This window comes from Mycobacterium kyogaense (assembly GCF_036946525.1).
GTDB lineage: Bacteria > Actinomycetota > Actinomycetes > Mycobacteriales > Mycobacteriaceae > Mycobacterium > Mycobacterium kyogaense_A.
The window spans coordinates 16,889-41,849 of record NZ_JAQIIY010000033.1; the positions used below are offsets into that span (position 1 = coordinate 16,889).

22 protein-coding genes and 1 pseudogene are annotated in these 24,961 nt (G+C 69.2%); 17 read left to right on the forward strand and 6 right to left on the reverse strand.

The window, feature by feature from the left end:
• Positions 1 to 10 precede the first annotated feature (10 nt).
• The 7 genes from PGN37_RS24125 to PGN37_RS24155 all read left to right on the forward strand — a co-directional run bounded on the left by PGN37_RS24125 (position 11) and on the right by PGN37_RS24155 (position 7,609).
• A complete protein-coding gene (locus tag PGN37_RS24125; RefSeq protein ID WP_335333508.1) occupies positions 11 to 967 on the forward strand; it encodes an electron transfer flavoprotein subunit alpha/FixB family protein in 957 nt (318 codons plus the stop codon).
• A 165-nt stretch (positions 968 to 1,132) separates the two neighbouring features.
• Positions 1,133 to 1,993, forward strand: coding sequence for a GNAT family N-acetyltransferase (locus PGN37_RS24130; RefSeq protein WP_335333509.1), 861 nt, complete (start codon positions 1,133 to 1,135; stop codon positions 1,991 to 1,993).
• On the forward strand, positions 1,990 to 2,835 hold the full coding sequence (locus PGN37_RS24135) for a lysophospholipid acyltransferase family protein (RefSeq protein ID WP_335333510.1): 846 nt from the start codon (positions 1,990 to 1,992) through the stop codon (positions 2,833 to 2,835). The genes PGN37_RS24130 and PGN37_RS24135 overlap by 4 nt, the downstream gene beginning before the upstream one ends.
• A gap of 47 nt (positions 2,836 to 2,882) precedes the next feature.
• Positions 2,883 to 4,076 (forward strand): cysteine desulfurase family protein, encoded by a 1,194-nt coding sequence (locus PGN37_RS24140; RefSeq protein WP_335333511.1) that lies wholly within the window; start codon positions 2,883 to 2,885, stop codon positions 4,074 to 4,076.
• Between the two features lie 2 nt (positions 4,077 to 4,078).
• Positions 4,079 to 5,152, forward strand: coding sequence for a tRNA 2-thiouridine(34) synthase MnmA (gene mnmA, locus PGN37_RS24145; RefSeq protein ID WP_335333512.1), 1,074 nt, complete (start codon positions 4,079 to 4,081; stop codon positions 5,150 to 5,152).
• A gap of 34 nt (positions 5,153 to 5,186) precedes the next feature.
• The gene (locus PGN37_RS24150) at positions 5,187 to 5,993 is read left to right on the forward strand and encodes an endo alpha-1,4 polygalactosaminidase (protein ID WP_335333513.1); all 807 of its coding nucleotides are present in this window, start codon (positions 5,187 to 5,189) and stop codon (positions 5,991 to 5,993) included.
• A 35-nt stretch (positions 5,994 to 6,028) separates the two neighbouring features.
• A complete protein-coding gene (locus tag PGN37_RS24155) occupies positions 6,029 to 7,609 on the forward strand; it encodes a Na+/H+ antiporter (RefSeq protein ID WP_335333514.1) in 1,581 nt (526 codons plus the stop codon).
• 4 nt (positions 7,610 to 7,613) lie between these two features.
• Here the strand turns inward: PGN37_RS24155 and PGN37_RS24160 are convergent, their stop codons facing one another.
• Positions 7,614 to 8,333 (reverse strand): SDR family NAD(P)-dependent oxidoreductase, encoded by a 720-nt coding sequence (locus PGN37_RS24160; RefSeq protein WP_335333515.1) that lies wholly within the window; start codon positions 8,331 to 8,333, stop codon positions 7,614 to 7,616.
• A gap of 61 nt (positions 8,334 to 8,394) precedes the next feature.
• Here PGN37_RS24160 and PGN37_RS24165 point away from each other — a divergent pair, with 61 nt between their 5' ends.
• A complete protein-coding gene (locus PGN37_RS24165) occupies positions 8,395 to 9,030 on the forward strand; it encodes a TetR/AcrR family transcriptional regulator (protein ID WP_442933007.1) in 636 nt (211 codons plus the stop codon).
• Positions 9,031 to 9,054: 24 nt separating this feature from the next.
• Here PGN37_RS24165 and PGN37_RS24170 read toward each other — a convergent pair whose 3' ends face one another.
• The gene (locus PGN37_RS24170) at positions 9,055 to 9,702 is read right to left on the reverse strand and encodes a sensor domain-containing protein (RefSeq protein ID WP_335333517.1); all 648 of its coding nucleotides are present in this window, start codon (positions 9,700 to 9,702) and stop codon (positions 9,055 to 9,057) included.
• A 104-nt stretch (positions 9,703 to 9,806) separates the two neighbouring features.
• Here PGN37_RS24170 and PGN37_RS24175 point away from each other — a divergent pair.
• Positions 9,807 to 10,749: pseudogene (locus tag PGN37_RS24175) on the forward strand (methionine synthase).
• A gap of 19 nt (positions 10,750 to 10,768) precedes the next feature.
• Here PGN37_RS24175 and PGN37_RS24180 read toward each other — a convergent pair.
• Entirely contained in the window at positions 10,769 to 12,385 is a 1,617-nt protein-coding gene (locus PGN37_RS24180; protein ID WP_335333518.1) for a 4-coumarate--CoA ligase family protein, read from the reverse strand.
• A gap of 16 nt (positions 12,386 to 12,401) precedes the next feature.
• Positions 12,402 to 12,818 carry an MmcQ/YjbR family DNA-binding protein gene (locus PGN37_RS24185; protein WP_335333519.1) on the reverse strand — a complete coding sequence of 139 codons (417 nt, stop codon included), beginning with the start codon at positions 12,816 to 12,818 and terminating at the stop codon, positions 12,402 to 12,404.
• 93 nt (positions 12,819 to 12,911) lie between these two features.
• Here PGN37_RS24185 and ligA point away from each other — a divergent pair, with 93 nt between their 5' ends.
• A complete protein-coding gene (ligA, locus tag PGN37_RS24190; RefSeq protein WP_442933009.1) occupies positions 12,912 to 15,068 on the forward strand; it encodes an NAD-dependent DNA ligase LigA in 2,157 nt (718 codons plus the stop codon).
• On the opposite strand, the gene PGN37_RS24195 is transcribed toward ligA, so the two are convergent.
• Entirely contained in the window at positions 15,065 to 15,724 is a 660-nt protein-coding gene (locus tag PGN37_RS24195; RefSeq protein ID WP_335333520.1) for an amino acid-binding protein, read from the reverse strand. The genes ligA and PGN37_RS24195 overlap by 4 nt on opposite strands.
• 82 nt (positions 15,725 to 15,806) lie before the next feature.
• Here PGN37_RS24195 and gatC point away from each other — a divergent pair, with 82 nt between their 5' ends.
• The 6 genes from gatC (at position 15,807) to PGN37_RS24225 (ending at position 22,848) form a co-directional block, all read left to right on the forward strand.
• Positions 15,807 to 16,106, forward strand: coding sequence for an Asp-tRNA(Asn)/Glu-tRNA(Gln) amidotransferase subunit GatC (gatC, locus tag PGN37_RS24200; protein ID WP_335333521.1), 300 nt, complete (start codon positions 15,807 to 15,809; stop codon positions 16,104 to 16,106).
• Positions 16,103 to 17,593, forward strand: coding sequence for an Asp-tRNA(Asn)/Glu-tRNA(Gln) amidotransferase subunit GatA (gene gatA / locus PGN37_RS24205; RefSeq protein WP_335333522.1), 1,491 nt, complete (start codon positions 16,103 to 16,105; stop codon positions 17,591 to 17,593). Before gatC ends, gatA begins: the two co-directional genes overlap by 4 nt.
• 18 nt (positions 17,594 to 17,611) lie before the next feature.
• Positions 17,612 to 18,643: an ATP-dependent 6-phosphofructokinase gene (locus PGN37_RS24210; protein ID WP_335333523.1), complete on the forward strand. Its 1,032-nt coding sequence runs from the start codon at positions 17,612 to 17,614 to the stop codon at positions 18,641 to 18,643.
• A gap of 72 nt (positions 18,644 to 18,715) precedes the next feature.
• Entirely contained in the window at positions 18,716 to 19,948 is a 1,233-nt protein-coding gene (locus PGN37_RS24215; protein WP_335333524.1) for a GGDEF domain-containing protein, read from the forward strand.
• Positions 19,949 to 19,958: 10 nt separating this feature from the next.
• Complete coding sequence (gene gatB, locus PGN37_RS24220; protein ID WP_335333525.1) at positions 19,959 to 21,470, forward strand: Asp-tRNA(Asn)/Glu-tRNA(Gln) amidotransferase subunit GatB; 1,512 nt, start codon at positions 19,959 to 19,961, stop codon at positions 21,468 to 21,470.
• 7 nt (positions 21,471 to 21,477) lie between these two features.
• Positions 21,478 to 22,848, forward strand: a complete 1,371-nt coding sequence (locus PGN37_RS24225) for a sensor histidine kinase (RefSeq protein ID WP_335333526.1) — start codon at positions 21,478 to 21,480, stop codon at positions 22,846 to 22,848.
• Between the two features lie 6 nt (positions 22,849 to 22,854).
• Here the strand turns inward: PGN37_RS24225 and PGN37_RS24230 are convergent, their stop codons facing one another.
• Positions 22,855 to 23,976: a PQQ-dependent sugar dehydrogenase gene (locus tag PGN37_RS24230; RefSeq protein ID WP_335333527.1), complete on the reverse strand. Its 1,122-nt coding sequence runs from the start codon at positions 23,974 to 23,976 to the stop codon at positions 22,855 to 22,857.
• 149 nt (positions 23,977 to 24,125) lie between these two features.
• On the opposite strand from PGN37_RS24230, the gene PGN37_RS24235 reads away from it, so the two are divergent.
• Positions 24,126 to 24,959: a DoxX family protein gene (locus tag PGN37_RS24235; protein WP_335333528.1), complete on the forward strand. Its 834-nt coding sequence runs from the start codon at positions 24,126 to 24,128 to the stop codon at positions 24,957 to 24,959.
• The last annotated feature ends 2 nt before the right edge of the window (positions 24,960 to 24,961 follow it).

The following is a 24,961-nucleotide window of genomic DNA, read 5'->3' on the forward strand; positions in this document are numbered from 1 at the left end:
AACGAATCTCATGGCTGAAGTACTGGTGCTCGTGGAGCACGCTGAAGGTGCGCTGAAGAAGGTCACCTCCGAACTGATCACCGCCGCCCGCACGCTGGGTGACCCCGCCGCGGTCGTGGTGGGCAAGCCCGGCACCGCTGACGGGCTCGTCGACGGACTCAAGGCAGCCGGCGCCGCGAAGATCTACGTCGCCGAATCGGACGACGCCGAGAACTACCTGATCACCCCCTACGTCGACGTGCTCGCATCGCTGGCGGAGTCCGCATCGCCTGCGGCGGTCATCCTGGCCTCCAGCGCCGACGGCAAGGAGATCGCCGGACGGCTCGCCGCACGCATCGGCGCGGGCATCCTCAGCGATGTCGTCGAGGTCCGCGAAGGCGGCGTCGGCATCCACTCGATCTTCGGTGGGGCCTACACCGTCGAGGCAGAGGCCGTCGGCGACACCCCGGTGATCACCGTGCGTCCGGGCTCGATCGAGGCGGCGCCGTCTGACGGCGCCGGCGAGGTCGTTTCCGTCGAGGTGCCCGCACCCGCAGAGAATGCGACCAAGATCACCAAGCGCGAGCCGGCCGTCCAGGGCGACCGTCCCGAGCTGACCGAGGCGACCGTCGTCGTCTCCGGCGGTCGCGGTGTCGGTAGCGAGGAGAACTTCAAGGTCGTCGAGGAGCTCGCCGACTCCCTCGGTGGCGCCGTCGGTGCGTCCCGTGCGGCCGTCGACAGCGGCTACTACCCGGGCCAGTTCCAGGTGGGCCAGACCGGCAAGACCGTGTCCCCCCAGCTCTACATCGCACTCGGCATCTCCGGTGCCATCCAGCACCGCGCCGGCATGCAGACGTCCAAGACGATCGTCGCGGTGAACAAGGACGAAGAGGCGCCGATCTTCGAGATCGCCGATCTCGGCATCGTCGGTGACCTGTTCAAGGTCACCCCGCAGCTGACCGAGGCCATCAAGGCTCGCAAGGGCTGATCGCCCCCAGGCACACCGAACGGCCCCCGTCTGCGCGGACGGGGGCCGTTCGCTGTCCCGAGCCTCGAACGTCGACCGGTGCGCACCCGAACCGTCACCCACCGCTCACGAACACGTCACGCACCGCTTGCCGTCGCGCCGATCGCCTGCGCGAGCGTGCAGACCATGAGCACTGCTTCTGTACTCATCTCCACCCAGGACACCCAGGACACCGACGCGCCGGCCGGCTCTGTGCCCGGCTCAGTGCCCCACTACTCGCTTCTGCTGTGCCGTGACGACGCCTCGATCGAGGCGGCTCAGCGGCTGCGCCACGACGTGTTCACCTCCGAGCCGGGGTTCAGCCTCGCCGATGGCGGCGTGAGTGGCCGGGATGCCGACCGATTCGACGAGTACTGCGACCACTTACTGGTCCGAGAGGACCGCACCGGCGAGCTGGTCGGCTGCTACCGCATGCTGCCTCCGCCGGGTGCGATCGCCGCCCGCGGCCTGTACACCGCCACCGAATTCGACGTCTCGGCCCTCGATGCGTTGCGACCGTCGCTGGTCGAGATGGGCCGGGCCGTGGTGCGCGACGGGCACCGCAACGGCGCCGTCGTCCTGATGATGTGGTCAGGCATCCTGGCCTACCTCGATCACAGCGGCTACGACTACGTGACCGGGTGCGTGTCGGTGCCGGTCGCTGATCCGGCCGGCGTCGAACGCCCCGGCGCCCACCTGCGCGGCGTCCGTGACTTCGTCATGCGCCGCCACCGCGCACCGCACGATCTCACCGTCCGCCCGTACCGACCGGTGGTGGTCGACGGCCGGCCCCTGGACGACATCGCCCCGCCAGCCCGGGTGTCCGTACCGCCTCTGATGCGCGGCTACCTCCGGCTGGGCGCGCAGGTCTGCGGCGAACCCGCCCACGACCCGGACTTCGGCGTCGGCGACTTCCCGGCACTGCTCGATAAGCGCGACGCCGACATCCGGTATCTGACGAGACTGCGCTCGGCGGGCGCGGCGACCTCGACGGTGGCCGCATCGTGAGCGCCCGTCCGCACGCCTGGTTGCCCGCCGCATCGTGCGGCCCCGCGTGCATCTCCGCGGGCACGTCGACGCCGAGCCGGCGCGCCGCGACCGTCATCCGCGTCGCGCTGCGGTCGGCGCTGACCGTCGTGCTGCTGCCGACGCTGCCGCTGCTGGCGGTGCCGCTGCCCGGCCGATCACATCTGCAGCGCAGATACTGCCGAATCGTGCTGCGCTGCCTGGGAATCCGGATCACGGTGTCCGGTGGCCCGATTCGCAACGTGCCCGGCGTGCTGGTCGTCAGCGGGCACGTCTCGTGGGTCGACATCTTCGCGATCGGCGCTGTCATGCCGGGCGCCTTCGTCGCCAAGGCGGAGATGGTCGGTTGGCCCGGCCTCGGTGCGCTGGCCCGGTTGATGAAGGTCATCCCGATCGAACGCGACAACCTGCGTCGGTTGCCGGAGGTGGTGGCCGCAGTCGCCGAGCGGTTGCGCGCCGGCCGCACCGTGGTGGCGTTCCCCGAAGGTACGACGTGGTGCGGCCTGGGCTACGGGCCGTTCCGCCCGGCGATGTTCCAGGCCGCGATCGACGCCGGCCGGCCTGTGCAACCGCTGCGGCTGAGCTATCACCACCGCGACGGCCGGGCGTCGACCGCAGCGGCCTACATCGGCGATGACAGCCTTCTCACGTCGATCCGCCGACTCGTCACCGCGCAACGCACCGTCGTGCACGTGCGCGTCGAATCGCTGCAGCTGCCAGGCGACGATCGCCGCGACCTGGCCGCGCGATGCGAGGCCGCCGTGCGGGGGACCAGCGCTACGGCGATCAGATCCCGTGGCGAGGGTCACGCGCTGGCGGCCTGAGCGCTCGAATACGGCCGCAGGCGCCGTCACGGCTATTGTGGAGCGTTGTGACTGCGCCCGCGGTGTATCTCGACCACGCTGCCACGACCCCGATGCGCCCGGCTGCCATCGAGGCGATGACCTCTGCGTTGACCTCGGTCGGGAATGCGTCGTCACTGCACGGATCGGGCCGGCTGGCGCGGCGCCGGCTGGAGGAGTCGCGCGAGACCCTGGCCGGCCTGCTGGGCGCGCGCCCCTCGGAGGTGATCTTCACCGCCGGCGGAACCGAAAGTGACAACCTCGCCGTCAAGGGCATCTATTGGGCCCGCCGCGACGCCGACCCCGCGCGCCGCCGGATCGTCACGACCCCCGTCGAGCACCACGCGGTCCTCGACGCCGTCGAATGGCTGGTCGACCACGAAGGCGCCGAGGTGACCTGGGTGCCGGTCGACCGGCACGGAGTGGTCACTGCCGAGGCCCTGCGTACCGCGATCGGCGACGCGGGCGATGTCGCCCTGGTGACCGTGATGTGGGCCAACAACGAAGTCGGCACGATCATGCCGATCGCCGAGCTGGCCGCCGTGTGTGCGGCTGCCGGTGTCCCGATGCACAGCGACGCTGTGCAGGCGGTCGGTCAGATCCCGGTCGACTTCGCCGCGTCGGGCTTGTCGGCGATGAGTGTCACCGCGCATAAGTTCGGCGGCCCCACCGGCGTGGGCGCGCTCCTGCTACGGCGGGACACCGCGTGCGTACCGCAGCTCCACGGCGGTGGCCAGGAACGTGATGTGCGCTCGGGCACGCAGGACGTCGCCGGGGTGACGGGTATGGCCGCTGCGGCGCGCGACGCCGTCGAGACCATGGACGCCACGGCCGCCCGGGTGCGTGCCCTTCGGGACCGCATGATCGCCCAGGTTCTCGCGAGCATCGACGACGTGGAACTCAACGGCCCGTCGGGTGCCGGCCGGTTGCCCGGCAACACCCACTTCACTTTTCGCGGGTGTGAAGGTGACTCGCTGCTGATGCTGTTGGACGCCAAGGGAATCGAGTGCTCCACAGGGTCGGCGTGCACCGCGGGGGTGGCCCAACCGTCGCACGTGCTCACCGCGATGGGGGCCGATCCGGCCAGCGCCCGCGGTTCGCTGAGATTCTCGCTGGGGCACACCAGCACCGACGACGACATCGACGCGGTGCTGGCGGTCCTCCCCGCGGCGGTGGAACGCGCGCGGCAGGCGGCGTTGGCGAGCGCGGCGGGACGGGCGTAGTCATGCGGGTTCTGGTTGCGATGAGCGGCGGCGTCGACTCCTCGGTGGCGGCGGCGCGGATGGTGGACGCCGGACACGACGTGACGGGCGTGCACCTGGCGTTGTCGGCGGCGCCCGGCACGCTGCGCACCGGATCGCGCGGATGCTGCTCGAAGGAAGACGCCGGCGACGCCCGCCGTGTCGCCGATGTCCTCGACATCCCGTTCTATGTCTGGGATTTCGCCGACCGCTTCAAATCCGACGTCATCGACGACTTCGTGGAGGCCTACGCGCGCGGTGAGACTCCCAACCCGTGCGTTCGCTGCAACGAGCGGATCAAGTTCTCCGCGTTGGCCGCTCGCGCCTTGGCCCTGGGCTTCGATGCAGTGGCCTCCGGCCACTACGCGCGGCTGTCCGACGGTCGGCTGCGTCGGGCCGTGGATCACGACAAGGATCAGTCCTATGTGCTGGCGGTGCTCACCGCCGAGCAGTTGCGGCATGCGGTGTTCCCGATCGGGGACACCCCCAAGGCGCAGATCCGCGAGGAGGCCGCCCGGCGGGGACTGTCGGTCGCCGACAAGGCGGACAGCCACGACATCTGCTTCATCCCCTCCGGGGACACCCAGGCGTTCCTCGGCGCGCGGATCGGGGTGCGCAGGGGAGCCGTCGTCGACACCACCGGCGCCGTACTGGCCGAACACGATGGCGTGCACGGCTTCACGATCGGTCAGCGCAAGGGGCTCGGCATCCCCGGTCCCGGGCCCGACGGCCGACCGCGCTACGTCACCGGAATCGACGCTGACTCGGGCACCGTCTACGTCGGTGACGTCGCCGATCTCGAGGTGCACGAGCTGCGCGGACAGCGGCCCGTCTTCACCTCGGGGGTGACCCCCGACGGTCCCCTCGAGTGCACGGTGCAGGTGCGAGCCCACGGCGGCACCGCCGATGCGGTGGCCCACGTGCGTGACGGCGCCGTCGTCGTCGACCTTCGTAGCCCGCTGCGCGGGGTGGCCCCGGGGCAGACGCTCGTGCTCTACCGCCCGGACCCGCAGGGGGACGAGGTGCTGGGCAGTGCCACGATCGCCGAAGCGCGCTGATCGATCAGTTCGCTTAAGGCGCAACATCTTCCGATTGGCTGTCGTTCTCGGAGTGTGGTGCGCGGCGCTCGCTCCTGTCGCCGAGGCCGCGCCGCCGGAGCTGCCGACTCCCGGCGCCGGATTCGACTACCAACTCGGCGGCGCCTATGCGCCGCCGCCCGGCGTGACGATGGTGGAGCGCGACCGGACCGCTCGACCTGCCGGTGCGGGGTATGACATCTGCTACGTCAACGGCTTTCAGACGCAGCCCGAGGACTCGCAGCGGTTCGCCGACCAGCATCCCGTCCTCGTGGTCCGATCCGGCGGTCAGCCACTGGCCGATCCCGGCTGGCCTGACGAGTTCCTCTTCGACACCTCGACCGCCGCCAGACGTGATGCCCTTGCTGCGATGGTGACGCCGTGGATCGAGGGCTGTAGGGCATCGGGTTTCGACGCGGTCGAGATCGACAACCTGGACTCCTACACCCGCTCCGGTGGTGCGCTCACCGCCGCGGACAACCTGGCCATGGCCACGACCTACGCGCAGGCCGCACACCGGGTCGGACTGGCGATCGCGCAGAAGAACGCGGCGGAGCTCGCACCGGCGCTGCGCGCCGCGGGCTACGACTTCGCGGTCACCGAATCCTGTGTCCGCTTCACCGAATGCGCCGACTACGAGCGGCAGTATCCGGTCGTGCTCGACATCGAGTACGCCGACACAAAAGGTGGTGACGAACTCGGCGAGGATGAGTTCGCCGCCGCCTGCGCCGGCCCCGGTAGGTCCGCCGTCATGATCCTGCGCGACCACGACCTCGTCACCCCGGCCGAGGATGGCTACGTGTACCGCCGCTGCGGCACCTGATTGACAGGTGTGCACTCTGGCGTGAGGGTGACGAGGTGAACCATGCCGAGGTGCTGATCACCGCACTGCTGCTGGCCGTCGCTGCGTTGGGTGCGCTGGCGTGCCGACTCTCGGTGCCGTATCCGATCCCGTTGGTGATCGGGGGTGCACTGGCGGGTTTCATTCCGGGCCTGCCCGACATCAGCCTCGAACCCGATCTCGTGCTCGCGCTGTTCCTTCCGCCGCTGCTGTACAAGTCGGCGATCTATGCGAACTTCGGCGATTTCCGCACGGGCCTGCGTAGCCTCACGCTCAGCGCCGTGGCCCTGGTCGTCGTCACGATGGGCATCGTGGCGTGCGCCGCCCGCGCCGTCATTCCCGACATGCCCTGGGAAGCAGCCTTTGTCCTCGGTGCCATCGTGTCGCCGACCGATCCCGTCGCCGCGGCGACGATCATGCGGCGCCTCGGCGCGCCACGCCGGTTGATCAGCAGCGTCGAGGGAGAGGGGTTGTTCAACGACGCCACGGCGCTCGTCGCGTTCCGGGTCGCGGTCGCCGCGACCGTCGCGGGTGGCTTCTCGCTCGCCGATGCCGGTCTGAGTTTCGTGCTGGGTGCGCTCGGCGGTATCGGGATCGGCCTCGTGGTGGGCTGGCTGTCGGGCTGGGTGCGCGCCCGCATCTACGACGCGCAGATCAGTGTCACGATCTCGTTGCTCACCGGCTATGCCGCGTTCCTGCCCGCCGAGGCGGCGGGGGCCTCGGCCGTGCTGGCAGTCGTCACCGCCGGCATCGTGATGGCGATCCGCAGCCCCGAGGTGCTGGAGGCCCGGCCGCGGCTGCAGGGCTATTTCGTCTGGGACATCGTCGATTTCCTGATCAACGCCACGCTGTTCGCGATGATCGGTCTGCAGCTGCACTCGATCGTGTCGGGCTTGCACGAGTACCGCTTCCCGGCGCTGATGGGTTACGCGGTCGCGGTGATCGCCGCGGTGGTGGCCAGCCGTTTCCTGTGGTTCTTCTCGGTGCCCTATCTGATCCGGGTGCTCGACCGACGACCCCAGCAGCGCCGGCGACGCGCACCGGCGTCGTGGCGAGTCGTGTTGGCGTGGAGCGGGATGCGCGGGGCGGTGTCCCTCGCGGTGGCGTTGGCCGTGCCGGAGCAGACATCCGACGGGTCGCCGTTTCCGCACCGCGAGCTGATTCTGTTCCTCACGTTCGCGGTCATCTTCTTCACGTTGGTGGTGCAGGGATTGACGCTGCCGGCCCTGATCGACCGGTTGGACCGCACGGAGGATCCCGAGACCACCGAAGAGGACCGTGCGCGGCTGGCGGCGGCGCGCGCTGCGATCGAGCGTATCGACGAACTCGCCGACGAACAGTGGACGCGCACCGACACCGCAGAGCGCATGCGGGGGCTCTACGAGTACCGCACACAGCGTTTCGAGGCGCGCTTGGCCGGCGACGAAGTTGGTGAGTACGAGGAGCGTTCGCGGGCGTATCAGGACATGGTGCGGTCGGTCCTGGAGGCGCAGCGTCGCGAGCTGCTGGTGATGCGGCGGGAAGGCAAACTGTCCAATGAGGCGTTCAACCGGATTCTGTACGACATCGATCTCGAGGAGTCGCGCCTGGAGACGTGACTCCTCACACCTCGAAAGGGAAGGCCACAGGCGGACCGGACAGCATTTCCTTCGCCTTGCGGCCGAGCGCGTCGAAGATCTCCACCTCGCCCGCCTCGAGCCCGTCGAGGGCCATGGTCACGAGGTCGGCGGGATCGATGACTGCGCCCTCGCCGAACTCGATTCCCTGCTGTTCTGCGAAGTCGAAGAGCGTCTGGGTGGCGATCAAGCCCGGAATCAACGCTGCGACAAGCGTTTTCTGACCGGCGAGTTCCATGCGCACGTTGTTGGTCAGACCCCACTCGGCCGACTTCGAGGCGGCGTAGGCGGCGTTTCCGTCGACGGTCGTCCACGCTGCTGCCGACAGGACGTTGAGGACCGCGCCGCCCCCGTTGCGGGCGAGGACGGGTGCGAACGCGCGGGTCAGCGCGAGCGTGCCGAAATAGTTCGTCTCCATGACGGATCTGATCGCGGCGAGGTCTCCGGTGATCAGATTCCCTCCGGCGGTGTCGGCGGCGTTGTTGATCAGGATGTCGACGTCGGGCGCCGTCGCCACGGCGGCATCGACCTGGCTTGCGTCGGTGATGTCGAGCCTCAGTGGCTCGACTCCGGGCACGTCGATGAGTTCGGGGCGTCGCGCCGCGGCGTAGACCTTCGCCCCGCGTCGTAGCAGCTCGCTGGCGAAGGACCGGCCGAGGCCGCGGTTCGCGCCGGTCACCAGGGCGGTGGCACCAAGAATCTGCACAGGAGTTGTCCCTTCGAACAGTAAAGATGACCACGTGGTCATATTTCCACCGTGGCACAAGATGACCACGCGGTCAACTTGGTACCCTGGTGTCGTGTCCACCCCTGCCCGCCCCCAGCGCGCCGATGCCACCCGCAACCGCGCGTCGCTGGTGGCGGCGGCTGAAAAGGTGTTCGCGGAGAAAGGGCACTCCGCCTCGGTGGCCGACATCGCCGCCGCCGCGGGGGTGGCCAAGGGCACGGTGTTTCGGCACTTCGCCACCAAAGAGGATCTGATCGCCTCGGTCGTGTGCGATCACATCGCTGTATTGTCCTGCGCTGCAAGGACACTCGCAGACGCATCGGATCCGGGGGAGGCCCTGCTGGAGTTCCTCACCGTGGCTGCGGATCAGCGGCGTCAGCACGACCTGACGTTCGTTCAGACCGCCAGCGACGACGATCCCCGCGTGGTGAGGGCGCGCACCGAGCTGCACAAGAGCCTCGAGGTGCTCGTCGGGCGGGCCCGCGAGGCGGGGGCCGTGCGCTCAGACATCACCGAGGCCGACGTGTTCCTGCTGATGTGCGCGCCGGTCCATGCGGTCGAGTACGTCGCCGACCCGTCGCCGACGCTGTGGCGGCGCTATCTAGCGATCATCTTCGACGGGTTGCGGCCGCAGGGTGCGCACCCGCTCCCGCACCCGGCGCCGGTGTTGCCGTAGCTCTTCTTCTGCGGCCAGCGCCGGTCAGCCCGGCACGTTGTCGACGATGTTCGTCATCACCAGTTCGGGTACCGAGTCGGGGAACGAACAGGACGTCACCTCCACCATGACCACGGACTTCACTTGGTAATCGCGGCCGCAGGAGCCCGGCCGGATGCGCACCGAGTCGTCGGTGGCGAGCACATCGCCGACCAGCATCGAGCCCTGCTCGGTGTCGCTACATGCATCGATCCGCCGGGTCAGGTCGGCCAGCGCGGTGGCCGCGGTCGAGGTGTCGCGGTATCCGGCAGCGGCCTGGGAGAGCAAGCCGCCCCGCCGGGGGCTCTGGTAGGTGGCCTTGTGGAACTCCTCGACGTCCGGACCGAAAACCTCTGTCTCGGCGAACAGCCACCCGCACTCCTGCGGCAGGGCGAACGAATCGGGAAGGAAGCCCTGGTCCGTCGGAATATCCACGGGCACTTTGCTTTCCATGCCGGGCACGGGCGTGAGGTCGGCGCCGGCCCCACTGAGGGCCTGCATCTGCGATCGATCGAGCAGCACGGCGTCGACGTCGACCGGCGAACGGGAGTTCTCGTCGAGGGCGGGCACGGGTCGGGTGGGCGCGCCGGTCACGGCCTGCGTGCACCCGGAAATCATGACAGCCAGCGCGCACATCAGCACACGGCCCGTCATGCCCCGACACTAATGCGTCGCCTATCGTCGGGCGAGTGACTGCTTTCGCCACCGCGACAGGTATCGGATCGTGGCCGGGGGTGTCTGCCCGCGACGCAGCCGAAGTGGTGGTGGGGGAGCTGCACCGGCTACCCCATCTGGTCGAACTGCCGGGCCGCGGCGTGGGCGCCGACATGATCGGACGCGCGGGTGCGCTCCTGGTCGACATCGCGTTGGACACGGTCCCTCGGGGTTACCGCATCGCAGCAGGGCGCAGCGCTGCGACGCGCCGCGCGGTGAGCCTGCTCGACGAGGACGTCGATGCGCTCGAAGAGGCCTGGGAGAAGGCAGGTTTGCGCGGCGGGGGACCGGCTGGTCAAGGTGCAGGCGCCGGGCCCGGTGACGCTCGCCGCGCACCTGGAACTCGGTGGGGGACACCGGGCGATCACCGATGCCGGCGCCGTGCGGGATCTCACCACCTCGCTGGCCGAGGGTGTGGCGGCGCACCGTGCGGAGCTCGAACGGCGACTGCAGGCCACCGTCGTCGTGCAGTTCGACGAGCCCACCCTGCCCGCGGCACTGGCCGGACGGCTGAGCGGGGTGAGCAGTCTCAACCCGGTTCACCCGGTGGACGCGGCCGTGGTGACCGGTCTGCTCGACGAGTGTGTCGCCCGCGTCGGCGGTGAGGTCGCCGTGCACTGCTGCGCCTCCGATGTCCCTTGGACGGTGTTGCAGCGCAGCACGATTGCCGCGGTGATGGTCGACGTGCGGACCCTCGACGCGGCCGATCTCGACGGGGTCGGGGAGTTCCTCGAGTCCGGCCGCACGGTGCTGCTCGGTGCGGTGCCCGCGCTCGCGCCCTCGCCCCGGCCCGCTGTCGAGGAGGTCGCCGCCACGGTGGCCGCGGTGACCGACCGGCTCGGCTTCCCGAGGACCGTGCTGCGCGACCGGGTGGGTGTCACGCCGGGATGCGGGCTCGCGTCGGCAACGGTCGAGTGGGCCAGGCGCGCGGTCGAGTTGGCGCAGAAGGTCGCCGACGGCCTGGCCGAGGACCCGGACTCGGCGTAGCGCTCACGCCGGGTAGTGCTCAAGCGTTGCGTAGATCCTTGCGCAGGATCTTCCCCGACGCGGATTTCGGTATGGCGTCGATGAATTGGACCTGACGCACCTTCTTGTAGGGCGCCACCTGGCCCGCGACGAACTCGATGACTTCGTCCTCGGTCAGCTCCCCGTCGGCCTGCTTCACCACGTACGCCTTGGGCACCTCTTCGCCCTCGTCGTTCGGCACCCCGATCACCGCCGCGTCGGCGATGCCCGGATGGCCCAGCAGCACGGCTTCCAGCTCGGCCGGGGGCACCTGGTAACCCTTGTACTTGATCAGCTCTTTGAGCCGGTCGACGATGTAGACACAGCCGTGGGCGTCCACCTGCGCGAGGTCGCCGGTGTGCAGCCAGCCCTCGTCGTCGATCGTGGACTGCGTGGCCTCGGTGTTGTTCAGGTATCCGGCCATCACGTTGGGGCCCTTGAACCACAGCTCGCCGGTGGCGCTGACACCCTCCTCCGGCGGGTTGATGTCCGCACCCGTCTCGGGGTCGACGATCTTGGAGGCCGCGTTCGAGACGGTCCAGCCCACCGAACTCAGCGGCGCGTCGACGTGCATGTCGTGCTTGCCCGCGTCGAACGGGGTGATGTGGCTGACGGGGCTGAGTTCACTCATCCCGTAGCCCTGCACCACGCGGCAGTCCAGGCGCTCGGCCACGGCGCGACCGAGGTCGGCGTCCAGCGGAGCCGCCCCCGACATCACGACCTTCAGGGAGGACAGGTCGTGCTCGTCGACCAGCGGGTGCTTGGCGAGCGCGACGGCCACCGGCGGCGCGATGAAGGCGATCGTGCACCGGTGCTCGGCGATGTTGCCCAGGAACTGGCCCAGGTCGAAGCTCGGCATGATGATCAAGCGAGCCCGCGCGTGCAGCGCGGCGTTGAGAAGCACCGTCATGCCGTAGATGTGGAAGAACGGCAGCACCGCCAGCACGACGTCGTCGGGCACCATGCCGTGCAGCGGCCGGATCTGCGCGACGTTGGCCACCAGGTTGCGGTGGGTGAGCATCACACCTTTGGGGTTGCCCGTCGTCCCGGAGCTGTAGGGCAGGGCGGCCAGATGCGACGACGGGGCGAAGGTCACGTCCGGAGGCGGGGGATTGCCGTCGAGGAGTTCGACCGCGTTGGGGTGGCCGTCGGCGCCGCGGCCCGCTCCGTCGAGCACCACGAGGTTCTCGGCGGGCATTCCGACCAGCTCGACGGCCTCGGCGGCCTGAGGCGCCAGTGCTGACACCGTGATCAGCATGGCTGCGCGCGAATCCGTCAGCTGCTTGGCGATGTCCTTCGCGGTGAACAGCGCGTTGATGGTCGTCGCGGTCGCGCCGGCGCGCAGGATGCCGTGGAACGCCACGGCGAACGCCGAGCTGTTGGGGGCCAACAGCCCGACGACGTCGCCGACCCCCAATCCGCGTGCCGCCAGGGCGCCCGCGAATGAGTCGATGCGCCCGACCATTTCGCGATAGCTGGTGTGGCGGCCGGTCGTGGAATCGACCAGCGCGACCCGGTCCAGGTGTTCGGCGTCGGGGCCCGCCAGCCCGGAGAACAGATAGTCGTAGACACTTGCGGTGGGGATGTCGACTTCGGGGAAGGGGCTCGAGAAGCTCATGGTGTCTCCGATCGAATCATGTCCGGGGCGCGCCGGGTCGGTCTTCGTCGAGCTGCCTGATCAATTTCTTCGGCGCGATCATCCGGTAGGACGCGTCGACGAGTTCTGCGACCTCGGCCCAGTCGGGTTCGCCCGCGGCGAGGTCCAGCCCGAGCCACCCGAACGGGCCCAGGTAGGCGGGCAGGAAGAAGCGGTCGTCCTGCTCGAGGGCCAGTCGATCGCTCTCGTCGACCTTGACCAGCACCGAATACGGGTACCGCACGTGGTCGGGGGTGCTCTTCCGGGAGCCGCCGTACACGGCGAACATCTTCGGCGCGCAGAACACGGGCCTGCCGTGCGAGACCTTCTCGAACGCGCCTGGGTAGGCCAGCGCGATCGCGCGCACCTCCGCGAGCCCGGGGTCGTGTTCGGAGAACATGACCGGATGGGGCATGTCTGCAGCGTAGCCAGAAGCGGCGGCCGTCGTGTCGGTGCTCTTCGATAGCCTGCCAGGGTGAGTCCGAAGCCGTCCCCGAATCCCGAGGCAGTGCTGGCCGAGCAGGCCGACGACGCCCCGGACGCCGAGGTGCGTCGGCGCTGGCAGGAGCTCGCCGACGAGGTGCGCGAGCACCAGTTCCGCTACTACGTGCGTGATGCACCGATCGTGTCCGACGCCGAGTTCGACACCCTGCTGCGTCGGCTGCAGACGCTCGAGGAGGAGCATCCCGAGCTGCGCACACCCGACTCGCCGACCCAGCTCGTCGGTGGTGCCGGCTTCGCGACCGACTTCACCCCGGCCGATCACCTCGAACGAATGCTCAGCCTGGACAACGTCTTCGACCCCGAGGAGCTGGCCGCCTGGGCGGCGCGCATCGCGGGGGAGATCGGCCCGGACGCTCAGTACCTGTGTGAGCTGAAGATCGACGGCGTGGCACTCGCACTCGTCTACCGCGATGGCCGGCTCGTCCGCGCCGCCACCCGGGGCGACGGCCGCACCGGCGAGGACGTCACGCTGAACGCGCGCACCATTTCCGACATCCCCGAAACCCTGACGGGCACAGACGAATTCCCGGTACCTCCGGTCTTGGAGGTGCGCGGTGAGGTGTTCTTCCGGGTGGCGGACTTCGAAGAGCTGAACGCGGGGCTGGTCGCCGAGGGCAAGCCGCCGTTCGCCAATCCGCGTAACAGCGCTGCGGGCTCGCTGCGCCAGAAGAATCCGGCGGTGACGGCGAAGCGTCGGCTGCGGATGATCTGCCACGGGCTGGGGCACATCGAGAGTCCCGGCGGTTTCCCGTTTGCGACACTGCACGACGCCTACCGGGCGCTCGGAGCGTGGGGTCTGCCGGTGTCTGCGCACACCGCCCAGGTCAAGGGTCTGCAGGCGGCCACCGAACGCATCGCCTACTGGGGCGAGCACCGCCACGATGTCGAGCACGAGATCGACGGTGTGGTGGTCAAGGTCGACGAGGTGGCGCTGCAGCGCCGCCTCGGCGCTACCTCGCGGGCTCCCCGGTGGGCGATCGCCTACAAATATCCGCCGGAGGAGGCCACCACCAAGCTCCTCGACATCCGCGTCAACGTGGGCCGCACCGGACGGGTGACACCGTTCGCCTACATGGAGCCGGTCAAGGTCGCCGGTTCGACGGTCGGGTTGGCCACGCTGCACAACGGTTCGGAGGTCAAGCGCAAAGGCGTGCTGATCGGCGACACGGTGGTGATCCGCAAAGCCGGCGACGTCATTCCAGAGGTGCTCGGCCCCGTGGTGGATCTGCGGGACGGCTCCGAGCGCGAGTTCACGATGCCGACGCACTGTCCCGAATGCGGGACCGAGCTGGCGCCGGCCAAAGAGGGCGACGCCGACATCCGCTGTCCCAACTCGCGGTCCTGCCCGGCGCAGTTGCGCGAGCGGGTGTTCCACGTCGCCGGCCGCGGTGCCTTCGACATCGAAGGGCTGGGCTACGAAGCCGCCACCGCGTTGCTGGCCGCCGGGGTGATCACCGACGAGGGTGACCTGTTCGGGCTCACCGCCGAGGACCTGCTGCGCACCGAGTTGTTCACCACCAAGGCCGGCCAGGTCTCGGCGAACGGCAAGCGGCTGCTGGCCAATCTGGACAAGGCCAAGGCGCAGCCGCTGTGGCGGGTGCTCGTGGCGCTGTCCATCCGGCACGTCGGTCCGACCGCCGCCCGCGCTCTCGCCACCGAATTCGGCAGCCTCGAGGCGATCACGTCGGCGTCGGAAGAACAGCTCGCCGCCACCGAAGGTGTCGGTCCGACCATCGCCGCCGCCGTCGTCGACTGGTTCACCGTCGACTGGCACCGCGCGATCGTCGACAAATGGCGGGCCGCCGGGGTCCGGATGGAAGACGAGCGCGACGCGAGCATCGAGCGCACGCTCGAGGGGCTCTCGATCGTCGTCACGGGATCACTGACGGGATTCAGCCGCGACGACGCGAAAGAGGCGATCATCGCGCGCGGCGGCAAAGCCGCCAGCTCGGTGTCGAAGAAGACGGCCTACGTGGTCGCCGGAGATGCGCCGGGATCGAAGTACGACAAGGCGATCGAACTGGGCGTCCCGGTGCTGGACGAGGACGGATTCCGCCGTCTGCTCGACGAGGGCCCCGACAATGTCGCATCCGAGGTCGCATCCGAGGTCGCGCCAGAGACCGACGCGCAGGTCGATTCGGATGTCGAGCCCGAGGGCTAACGCAGGATCGTCGCGATGATCCCCGCGAGGTAACCCAACCGCGCGACCTCGCTCGGGCGGAACTCGGGTCCACCCGGCCGGCCGAGCACGATCGCGGTGCGGGGGTCCCCCAGCGGTGCGGCAGCCAGTGTCGTGTCCATGTCACGCCAGACCTGCGGCACCCAGTCCGCGTGACCGTCAAGGGTCTTCGCTGAGTCCAGCGGCAGCCACGGTGTCTGCGCGGCCTGGGTTTCGGGCGCACCGGAGCTGCCGACCACTCGGTGCGGCCCCTGTTCGGTGAGGCGGGTCACGGTGCACCAGCCGACCCGCAGCACCTTGGGCGCTTCGTCGACGAGCACCTGCAGGCGACGGTCCTTGCCGTCCGCGGCGGCCACGTGGTCGATCAATTCGAGTTCGCGGTGCGCTTCGAGCAGACCGGTGTGGGGCCGGATGCTGTCGACGTAGACACCGTTGAGCTTCTCGGCCGCGGTGATCAGCATGTCGGGCATGGCGCCGGGCGGGAGCTCGACCACCAGGTCGTCGACGGCGTAGCCGGAGGTTCGCTCGACCACGTCGAGCGAGAGGATGTCGGCGCCGACGGAGCCCAGGGCCACGGCAAGGGAACCGAGACTGCCCGGCCTGTCCTCCAGCTCGACGCGCAGCAGATACGACGGCACGCGCAACACTGTGTCACGGACTCCTGGGCACCGGCGACTCGGGCGAAAGCCCCGCCGTCACGGTGAACTAGGCTTCGGGGTCGTGTCCCAGATCTCCCGAGACGAGGTAGCGCACTTGGCGCGGCTGGCCCGTCTGGCCCTGACCGACGACGAACTGAGCAGTTTCGCGGGTCAGCTCGACGCCATCCTCGGCCACGTCAGCCAGATCCAAGCCGTCGACGTCGCCGGCGTCGAAGCGACCGACAATCCGCTCGCGAGCGTGAACGTCTTCCGGTCTGACGAGCCGCAGCCGTGCCTGACGCAGGACCAGGCGCTGGCCGAGGCGCCCAACGCCGCCGACGGACGCTTCGCCGTGCCGCGCATCCTGGGAGAGCCCGAATGACTCAGACAGACCTGATCCGGCTCGACGCCGCCACGCTGGCAGCCAAGATCGCCGCCGGCGACGTGTCCTCGGTCGAGGCGACGCAGGCCTGCCTCGATCAGATCGCCGCCACCGACGGCCAGTACCACGCCTTCCTGCACGTCGCTGGTGAGCAGGCCTTGGCGGCTGCCGCCGAGGTCGACAAGTCCGTGGCCGCGGGTGAGCCGCTGAGCTCGCCGCTGGCCGGCGTTCCGCTCGCCCTCAAGGACGTGTTCACCACCGCCGACATGCCCACGACCTGCGGGTCGAAGATCCTCGAGGGCTGGACGTCCCCGTACGACGCGACGGTGACGGCCCGGCTGCGCGCCGCCGGCGTTCCGATCCTCGGCAAGACCAACATGGACGAGTTCGCGATGGGCAGCTCGACCGAGAACTCGGCATACGGGCCCACCCGCAACCCGTGGGACACCGAGCGGGTGCCCGGGGGTTCCGGCGGTGGCAGCGCGGCCGCGCTGGCCGCGTTCCAGGCCCCGCTGTCGATCGGCTCGGACACCGGCGGGTCGATCCGCCAGCCTGCCGCGCTGACCGCCACCGTCGGGGTGAAACCGACCTATGGCACGGTGTCGCGCTACGGCCTCATCGCGTGTGCGTCCTCGCTGGACCAGGGCGGCCCGTGTGCCCGCACCGTGCTCGACACCGCACTGCTGCACCAGGTCATCGCCGGCCACGATCCGCTGGATTCGACGTCGATCGACGCCGAGGTGCCCGACGTGGTCGCGGCGGCGCGGGCCGGCGCGGCCGGTGACCTCAACGGCGTGCGCATCGGGGTGGTCAAGCAGCTGCGTAGCGGCGAGGGCTACCAGCCCGGCGTCCTCGCGTCGTTCACCGCGGCCGTCGAGCAGCTCAGCGCGCTCGGCGCGGAGATCACCGAGGTGGACTGCCCGCACTTCGACTACTCGCTGCCGGCGTACTACCTGATCCTTCCGTCGGAGGTGTCGTCGAACCTCGCGAAGTTCGACGGCATGCGTTACGGCCTGCGCGTCGGCGACGACGGCACCCACAGTGCCGAAGAGGTGATGGCCCTGACCCGGGCTGCCGGCTTCGGTCCGGAAGTCAAGCGCCGCATCATGATCGGTGCCTATGCGCTGTCTGCCGGCTACTACGACGCGTACTACAACCAGGCTCAGAAGGTGCGCACGTTGATCGCGCGCGACCTCGACGAGGCGTATCAGCGCGTCGACGTGCTGGTGTCACCGGCCACGCCGACCACCGCGTTCCGCCTCGGCGAGAAAGTCGACGATCCGCTGTCGATGTACCTGTTCGACCTGTGCACCCTTCCGCTGAACCTGGCCGGCCACTGCGGGATGTCGGTGCCCTCCGGTCTGTCGAGCGACGACAACCTGCCGGTCGGGCTGCAGATCATGGCGCCGGCGCTGGCCGACGACAGGCTCTACCGCGTGGGTGCGGCCTATGAAGTTGCCCGGGGTCCCCTGCCAACTGCGCTCTGACAGGGGAGGATGGTCACCATGCGTATCGGAGTGCTGACCGGCGGTGGTGACTGTCCTGGCCTGAACGCGGTGATCCGGGCGGTGGTGCGCACCTGCGACGTGCGATACGGGTCGTCGGTGGTGGGCTTCCAGGACGGCTGGCGCGGCCTGCTCGAAGATCGGCGCATTCAGCTGCGCAACGACGATCGCAACGACCGGTTGCTCGCCAAGGGCGGCACGATGCTCGGCACGGCGCGGGTCAACCCCGACAAGCTGCGCGCCGGCCTCGATCAGATCAAGCAGACGCTCGAGGACAACGGCATCGACGTACTGATCCCGATCGGTGGCGAGGGCACGCTGACCGCGGCGCACTGGCTCTCCGAGGAGAACGTCCCCGTCGTCGGCGTGCCGAAGACGATCGACAACGACATCGACTGCACCGACGTGACTTTCGGGCACGACACGGCCCTGCACGTCGCCACCGACGCCATCGACAGGTTGCACAGCACCGCGGAATCGCACCAGCGCGTCATGCTCGTCGAGGTCATGGGCCGGCACGCCGGCTGGATCGCGCTGAATGCGGGCCTGGCCTCGGGCGCCCACATGACGCTGATTCCCGAGCAGCCCTTCGACGTCGAAGAGGTGTGCCGGTTGGTCAAACAGCGCTTCGTACGCGGGGATTCGCACTTCATCTGCGTGGTCGCCGAGGGGGCCAAGCCGGCCGAAGGCTCGATGCAGCTGCGGGCGGGCGGGATCGACGAGTTCGGTCACGAGAGGTTCACCGGGGTGGCCCAGCAGCTCGCCATCGAGGTCGAGAAACGGATCAACAAAGAGGTGCGGGTGACCGTGCTGGGCCACGTGCAGCGCGGCGGCACCCCGACGCCGTATGACCGTGTGCTGGCGACCCGTTTCGGGGTTAACGCCGCCGACGCGGCGCACGCGGGGGAGTACGGGATGATGGTGTCGCTGCGGGGCCAGGAGATCGGTCGAGTGCCGCTCGCCGACGCGGTGCGCCAGCTCAAGCTCGTGCCGCAGAGCCGCTACGACGACGCCGCGGAGTTCTTCGGCTGAGTCCTCTCGGCGTCGGGGCCCCACGCCGGGGGAAAGAGCCCGTTCTTCGTGTCGCACGGCAGACTTACACCTATGCACGACGAGTCGCGGCAACCTCATTCCGCGCGCCTCACCGTCGATGAGGCCGGCGTCGTTCTCGAGACCGAGCCGTCGGTCGCGCGCTTGCTGGGCGAGAACGCCGTCGTGGGCGCCGATCTGAGGCGCTTCCTCGACTGCAGCGTCTCGGCCGAGGTGATCGACTATCTGAGCGGACAGCATCGTCACGCGGCCGTGTTCGACTCCGCGTCCGACTGTGTGGCCTTGCGCATCGTTGTCCGACCTGACGCTCAGCGTGGTCGCTATGTCGTCGACCTCGAGAACGTCACCGCCGCGCGGGCCCGCCTGCGTCGCCTGCACCTGACCGAGGCCACGATCGACCGCGTCACCGACATGATCATCTGGCTGGACCGCGAGGGTCGATACGTCTTCGTCAACGCCGCCGCCAGTAGGCTGCTCGGCTACACCGCCGAGGAACTGTCCAGGCTCCGGGTGGTCGACGTCGATCCGCTCTTCGACGAGGACATCTGGCGGCGCCACTGGCAAGAGATCGTGGAGCGCCAGTCATTCGTCATCGAAACGGTCAACACCACCAAGGACGGAACCGACATACCGATAGAGGTGACGGTCAACTACGTCAACTTCGACGGCGAGGAATACAACTGTTCGATCGTCCGGGACATCACTGAGCGAAAGGTCGTCGAGTCCCGGTTGCTGCAATTGAACGAGGAGATCACCCGCTTGTCGGTCACCGACGATCTCACGGGAATCGCCAATCGGCGCAGATTCGATGCGGTGCTTGCCGAATTCATCGACAGCCACACCCGCACCGGGGACCCGCTGTCGGTCATCATGATCGACATCGACCACTTCAAGGTGTTCAACGACCATCTGGGCCACGCCGCCGGGGATGAGTGTCTTCGCCGGGTGGCCGAAGTGCTCGACCACATCGCCGCCGAGCGGAGGGGACTCGCGGCCCGATACGGCGGTGAAGAGTTCCTGTGCCTTCTTCCACGCGCGGACGAATCGGTCGCAGCCGATGTCGCATTGCAGTGCCAGACTGCGATCGCTCGGTTGGAGGTCGCGCATCCCGCGTCGTCGACGGCCGCCACGGTCACCGTCAGCGCCGGTGTGCTGACCTGCCGCCACCCCTTCGACACCGCGGCCATCCTGGCCGGTGTCGATGCCCAGCTCTATCGCGCCAAGCGGGAGGGCCGTAACCGGGTGGTGTCCGGACCGGACACCGGTGCGGGCACGCGGAGCACTTAGGATCGGGGCCATGACTTCCGTGACCTCGGCCACCGCACCGCTGCTGGACTACGACCAGGTCATCGCCTCCTACGAGCCGGTGCTGGGTCTCGAGGTGCACGTCGAGCTCTCTACACAGACCAAGATGTTCTGCGGGTGCCCGAACCGCTTCGGCGGCGAACCCAACACCCAGGTGTGCCCGGTGTGCCTCGGGCTGCCGGGCTCCCTGCCGGTGCTCAACGAGGCCGCCGTCGAATCCGCGATCCGCATCGGCCTGGCGCTGAACTGCCAGATCGCGCCGTGGGGCCGGTTCGCCCGCAAGAACTACTTTTATCCCGATCAGCCGAAGAACTACCAGATCAGCCAGTACGACGAACCGATCGCGGTCAACGGATACCTCGACGTTCCGCTCGACGACGGCAGCACGTGGCGCGTGGAGATCGAGCGCGCGCACATGGAGGAGGACACCGGCAAGCTGACCCACCTGGGCAGCGACACCGGCCGGATCGCCGGCGCGACGACCTCGCTCGCCGATTACAACCGCTCCGGCGTGCCGCTGATCGAGATCGTCACCAAGCCGATCGAAGGCACCGGTGACCGCGCACCTGAGATCGCGCGGGCCTACGTGACCGCACTGCGAGACCTGTTGCGCGCGTTGGACGTATCCGATGTCCGCATGGATCAGGGCTCGATGCGCTGCGACTCGAACGTCTCGATCAAACCGATTGGCCGAGCCGAATTCGGTACCCGCACAGAGACCAAGAACGTCAACTCGCTCAAGAGCGTGGAAGTCGCCGTGCGCTACGAAATGCGCAGGCAGGCAGCGGTTCTGGAGTCCGGCGGCACCGTGACCCAGGAGACCCGGCACTTCCACGAGGACGGTTACACCTCGCCGGGCCGCAGCAAGGAGACCGCGCAGGACTACCGGTACTTCCCGGAACCTGATCTCGAGCCCGTCGCCCCCAGCGACGAACTCGTCGAACGGCTGCGCGCCACCATCCCGGAACTTCCGTGGTTGGCGCGCAAGCGAGTTCAACAGGATTGGGGCATCTCCGACGAGGTGATGCGCGACCTCGTCAACATCGGTGCGCTGGACCTGATCACCGCCACCGTCGCGCACGGGGCCTCCAGCGACGCCGCGCGTGCCTGGTGGGGAAACTTCCTGGTGCAGAAGGCCAACGAACAAGGGGTTGAGCTCGACGCGCTCGCGATCACCCCCGCTCAGGTGGCCGCCGTGGTCGAGCTCGTCGACGACGGCAAGCTGTCGAACAAGCTCGCCCGCCAGGTCGTCGAGGGTGTGCTGGCCGGTGAGGGTGAACCCGACGAGGTGATGACCGCGCGCGGTCTCGCGGTGGTCCGCGACGACTCACTGATCCAGTCCGCGGTCGACGAGGCGCTGGCCGCCAACCCCGACATCGCCGAGAAGATCCGCGGTGGCAAGGTCGCCGCTGCCGGCGCGATCGTCGGCGCGGTGATGAAGGCGACCAAGGGGCAGGCGGACGCCGCGCGCGTGCGCGAGCTGGTCATGGCCGCCTGCAGTTGACGCTCCGATGACGCGCGCCCAGGACCTGGTACTGCGCCTGCTCTCGCATCCGTTGCGACTGCTCTCGCTGCGCTCGATCGTCATCCTGGCCCAGGTCGGCGTGATCATCCTGGTGCTCACCCTCGGCATCTGGGTGTGGGTGGGCGTCACCAACGACCAGTACGACCAGCTCGACCGGCGGCTGGACTCGCTGTCGAGCCTCGGTGACGTCAACACGCTGCTGCGCAGCGCGCAGGAGGGCGTTGGGCCCGAACCGGCCGAGGGGGGACTAGTGCGGACTGCGCGCATCGGCCCCGTCGTCGTCTCGATGCCGCCCGACATCGCCCTGCCCGAGCTGCCCAACGGATACGCCGACGCGACCATCGGCGGCGTCGAATACCGGGTCCGGACGATCACCACCGGGGCCGCGTCGATCGCACTCGGCGCGCCGCTGGCCGACACCAAGGCCCGGATCGACTCGCTGCACTGGCGGGTGTTCTGGATCTGCACCGGCGTGATCCTGGCCACGCTGCTGGTGGGGTGGGTGATCGCGCTGATCATGGTCAACCCGTTCCGGCTGCTCGCCCAGCAGGCGCGCGCCATCAACGCCCAGTCCAACCCAGACGAAGTACAGGTGCGCGGGGTGTGGGAAGCCGTCGAGATCTCCGAGGCGGTGGAGGGGATGCTCGCGCGGATCGGTGACGAGCAGCAGCGGACCCGGGCGGCGCTGGAGTCGGCGCGCGACTTCGCCGCGGTGGCCTCGCACGAACTGCGCACCCCGTTGACGGCCATGCGCACCAACCTCGAAGTGCTGATGACGCTCGATCTGGGCCCCGAGCAGCGCCGCGAGGTCATCGGTGACGTCATGCGCACGCAGACTCGCATCGAGGCCACGCTGTCGGCACTCGAGCGGCTGGCCCAAGGCGAGCTCACCACGACGGCGGACTTCGTCCCCCTCGACGTCGCCGAACTCCTCGACCGCGCCGCCCACGACGCCATGCACAACTACCCGGGTCTGGAGGTCACTCTGGCCTCGTCGACGACGGTGTTGATGCTGGGCATGCCCGCGGGTCTGCGGCTGGTGGTGGACAACGCGATCGCCAACGCCGTCAAGCACGGCGGCGCCACGCGCGTTCAGCTCAGCGTGATCAGTTCGGCCGACGGAGTCGAGATCGCCGTGGACGACAACGGTTCCGGCGTCCCCGACGAGGAACGTCTGGAAGTCTTCCGACGCTTCCACCGGGGGTCCACCGCGTCGCGCTCGGGCTCAGGCCTGGGGCTGGCACTCGTCGCTCAGCAGGCCGAAATCCACGGCGGCACAGCGGCATTGGAGCACAGTCCGTTGGGCGGGACGCGCCTGATCCTGCGCTTGCCCGGATCAGGTCCCAGCCAGATCTGAGTAGCTCTACGTCTTTTCGTCGTTCGCCCGCGGGAAGCCGCCGCCCTGCGGGAACAGCGGGAACACGACATCGTCGAGCCTCTGTGCGTCCCCGGAGGTCTTGTTGACCGTCGCACCCCAGATGTTGCCGTCGGGTGCGACCTGAAGCGCCCAGGCGTGACCGTGCTGGTCCTGGCGCACCACCTCGGGCTCGCCGGTCACCGCGCCGGTGTCGGGCGCCATCCGCACCGCGACGGTCTGCTTGGTATTGACGAGGTTCACCAGCACTGTGCCGTCGAGCGCCGCGCAGCCGGCCACCCCCGGGCGGTCGGGCCAGGACCACACGGTCGAGATCTTCGAGTCCTTGGTGATGCGCTGCAGCCGATCGCCGGTCGGTGTCCGGTCGGTGACGTAGAGCGATTCGTCGGACGGGTCGATGCACATGCCGCCCCCGGGGCCGAGGCCCGACAGCGCAGTGGTGGTGGGCGCCTGGTTGACCGTGGTGGGCTGTTCGATGCGCAGCAGCTTGCCCGCCATCGACGTGGGATCCGAAGCCAGCGCCGGATCGCCCGCGTCGCCGGTCTGCACCATTAGCGTGGTCGGGCTGGTGAACACGAGTGACCCGGTGTTGCCGGTGGCGCCCTTCGGGATGCCGGTCAGGATCGGCTTGGGCACGTCGCCGTCGGCGATGCGCACCACCCTGTTGTCGGTCGGCGTGCTGATGTAGGCGTAGGTCAGCCGGTCCTGCTGGTAGGTGGGCGACTGCACGATGTCCATCAGCCCGCCGTCACCGCTGCCGTCGACCGGGATCGTCATCTTGACGAACGGTTCGGCCTTCGTCGCGACCTGCTTGACCGCGCCGGTCACCCGCTCGGCGACCAGCGCCGACTGGCTGTCCGGCAGCATGATCAGCCCGCTCGTGCTGTCCAGGCAGCCCTGCATCACCCCGGGGGCCGGGCACTGCTTCGGGAACGGCTGGCCGGGCAGGGGCGGCGGCGGGGGCGGCGTCGACGTGGCGCCGGGCGCCATCTGCGGCTCGGTGGTGTAGGGCTGCGACTGGGCCGAATCAAAACGCGCACAGCCGGTGATGCCGAGCAGCGCAGCACTGGCCACCACCGTGGCGGTCCGCAACGAGCGGCGTCGACTCATGCGAGCCAGATTACGGATCGTTGCGCAGTGCTCGCCACGGCGCCCGCGCGCCCACCGGGTCGGGGCGCCGTCACCAGCGAGAAAACACGTGGTCGGGCGCGCCGAGCGAATTCCCGGCCACGACCTGAGCAGCACTTACCCTGACTGGTGTGACCAGCCCGCATGACTCGCAACCCTGGCAGCGGCCCGCCGACTCGAGTGGCCGGCCCGCGTCGGCGCGTCTGGTGGACCCCGAGGACGACCTGCCCTCGGAACACTACGGCGGCGACTTCGAGACCACGGCGATTCCGCGCTACGACACCGCGAAACCGGCTGATCAGCAACCGTTCGGGCTGTTGGGCGACGCCGAACCCCTTCCGTACGTGCAGCCGAGCACCGGTCTGGCACCGGGCGCCTACGGATCGACGACGGCAGCGCCGACCGAGGTCGGCGTCTTTGACGAGGATCGCGCGCGGGATCGCCGCGGCACCCAGGACCTCGGTCTGTTGGTGCTGCGCGTCGCCGTCGGGGCTCTGCTGGTGGGTCATGGTCTGCAGAACCTGTTCGGGCTGTGGGGCGGGCCCGGCTTGGGCGGATTCCGTGACTACCTCGACGGCGTGGGATTCCGGTACGCCGAGATCCTGGGCTACGTCGCCGCGGGCGGCGAGATCGCGGCCGGCATCCTGCTGGTACTGGGACTGTTCACCCCGGTGGCAGCAGCCGGAGCGCTGGCCTACCTGATCAACGGGGTGCTCGCCGAGGCCGTCGAGGCCCACAATGACGCGCGACTGTCGGCGTTCCTCACCGACGGCCACGAGTACCAGGTCATGCTCGTCGCCGCCGTCGCGGCGATCATCCTGACGGGCCCCGGGCGCTACGGCCTCGACGGCGGGCGCGGGTGGGCTCGCCGGCCGTTCCTCGGCTCCTTGGCCGCGTTGGTTCTCGGCATCGGTGCCGGCGTCGCGATCTGGGTGCTGCTCAACGGCGCGAACCCGCTGTCCTGACG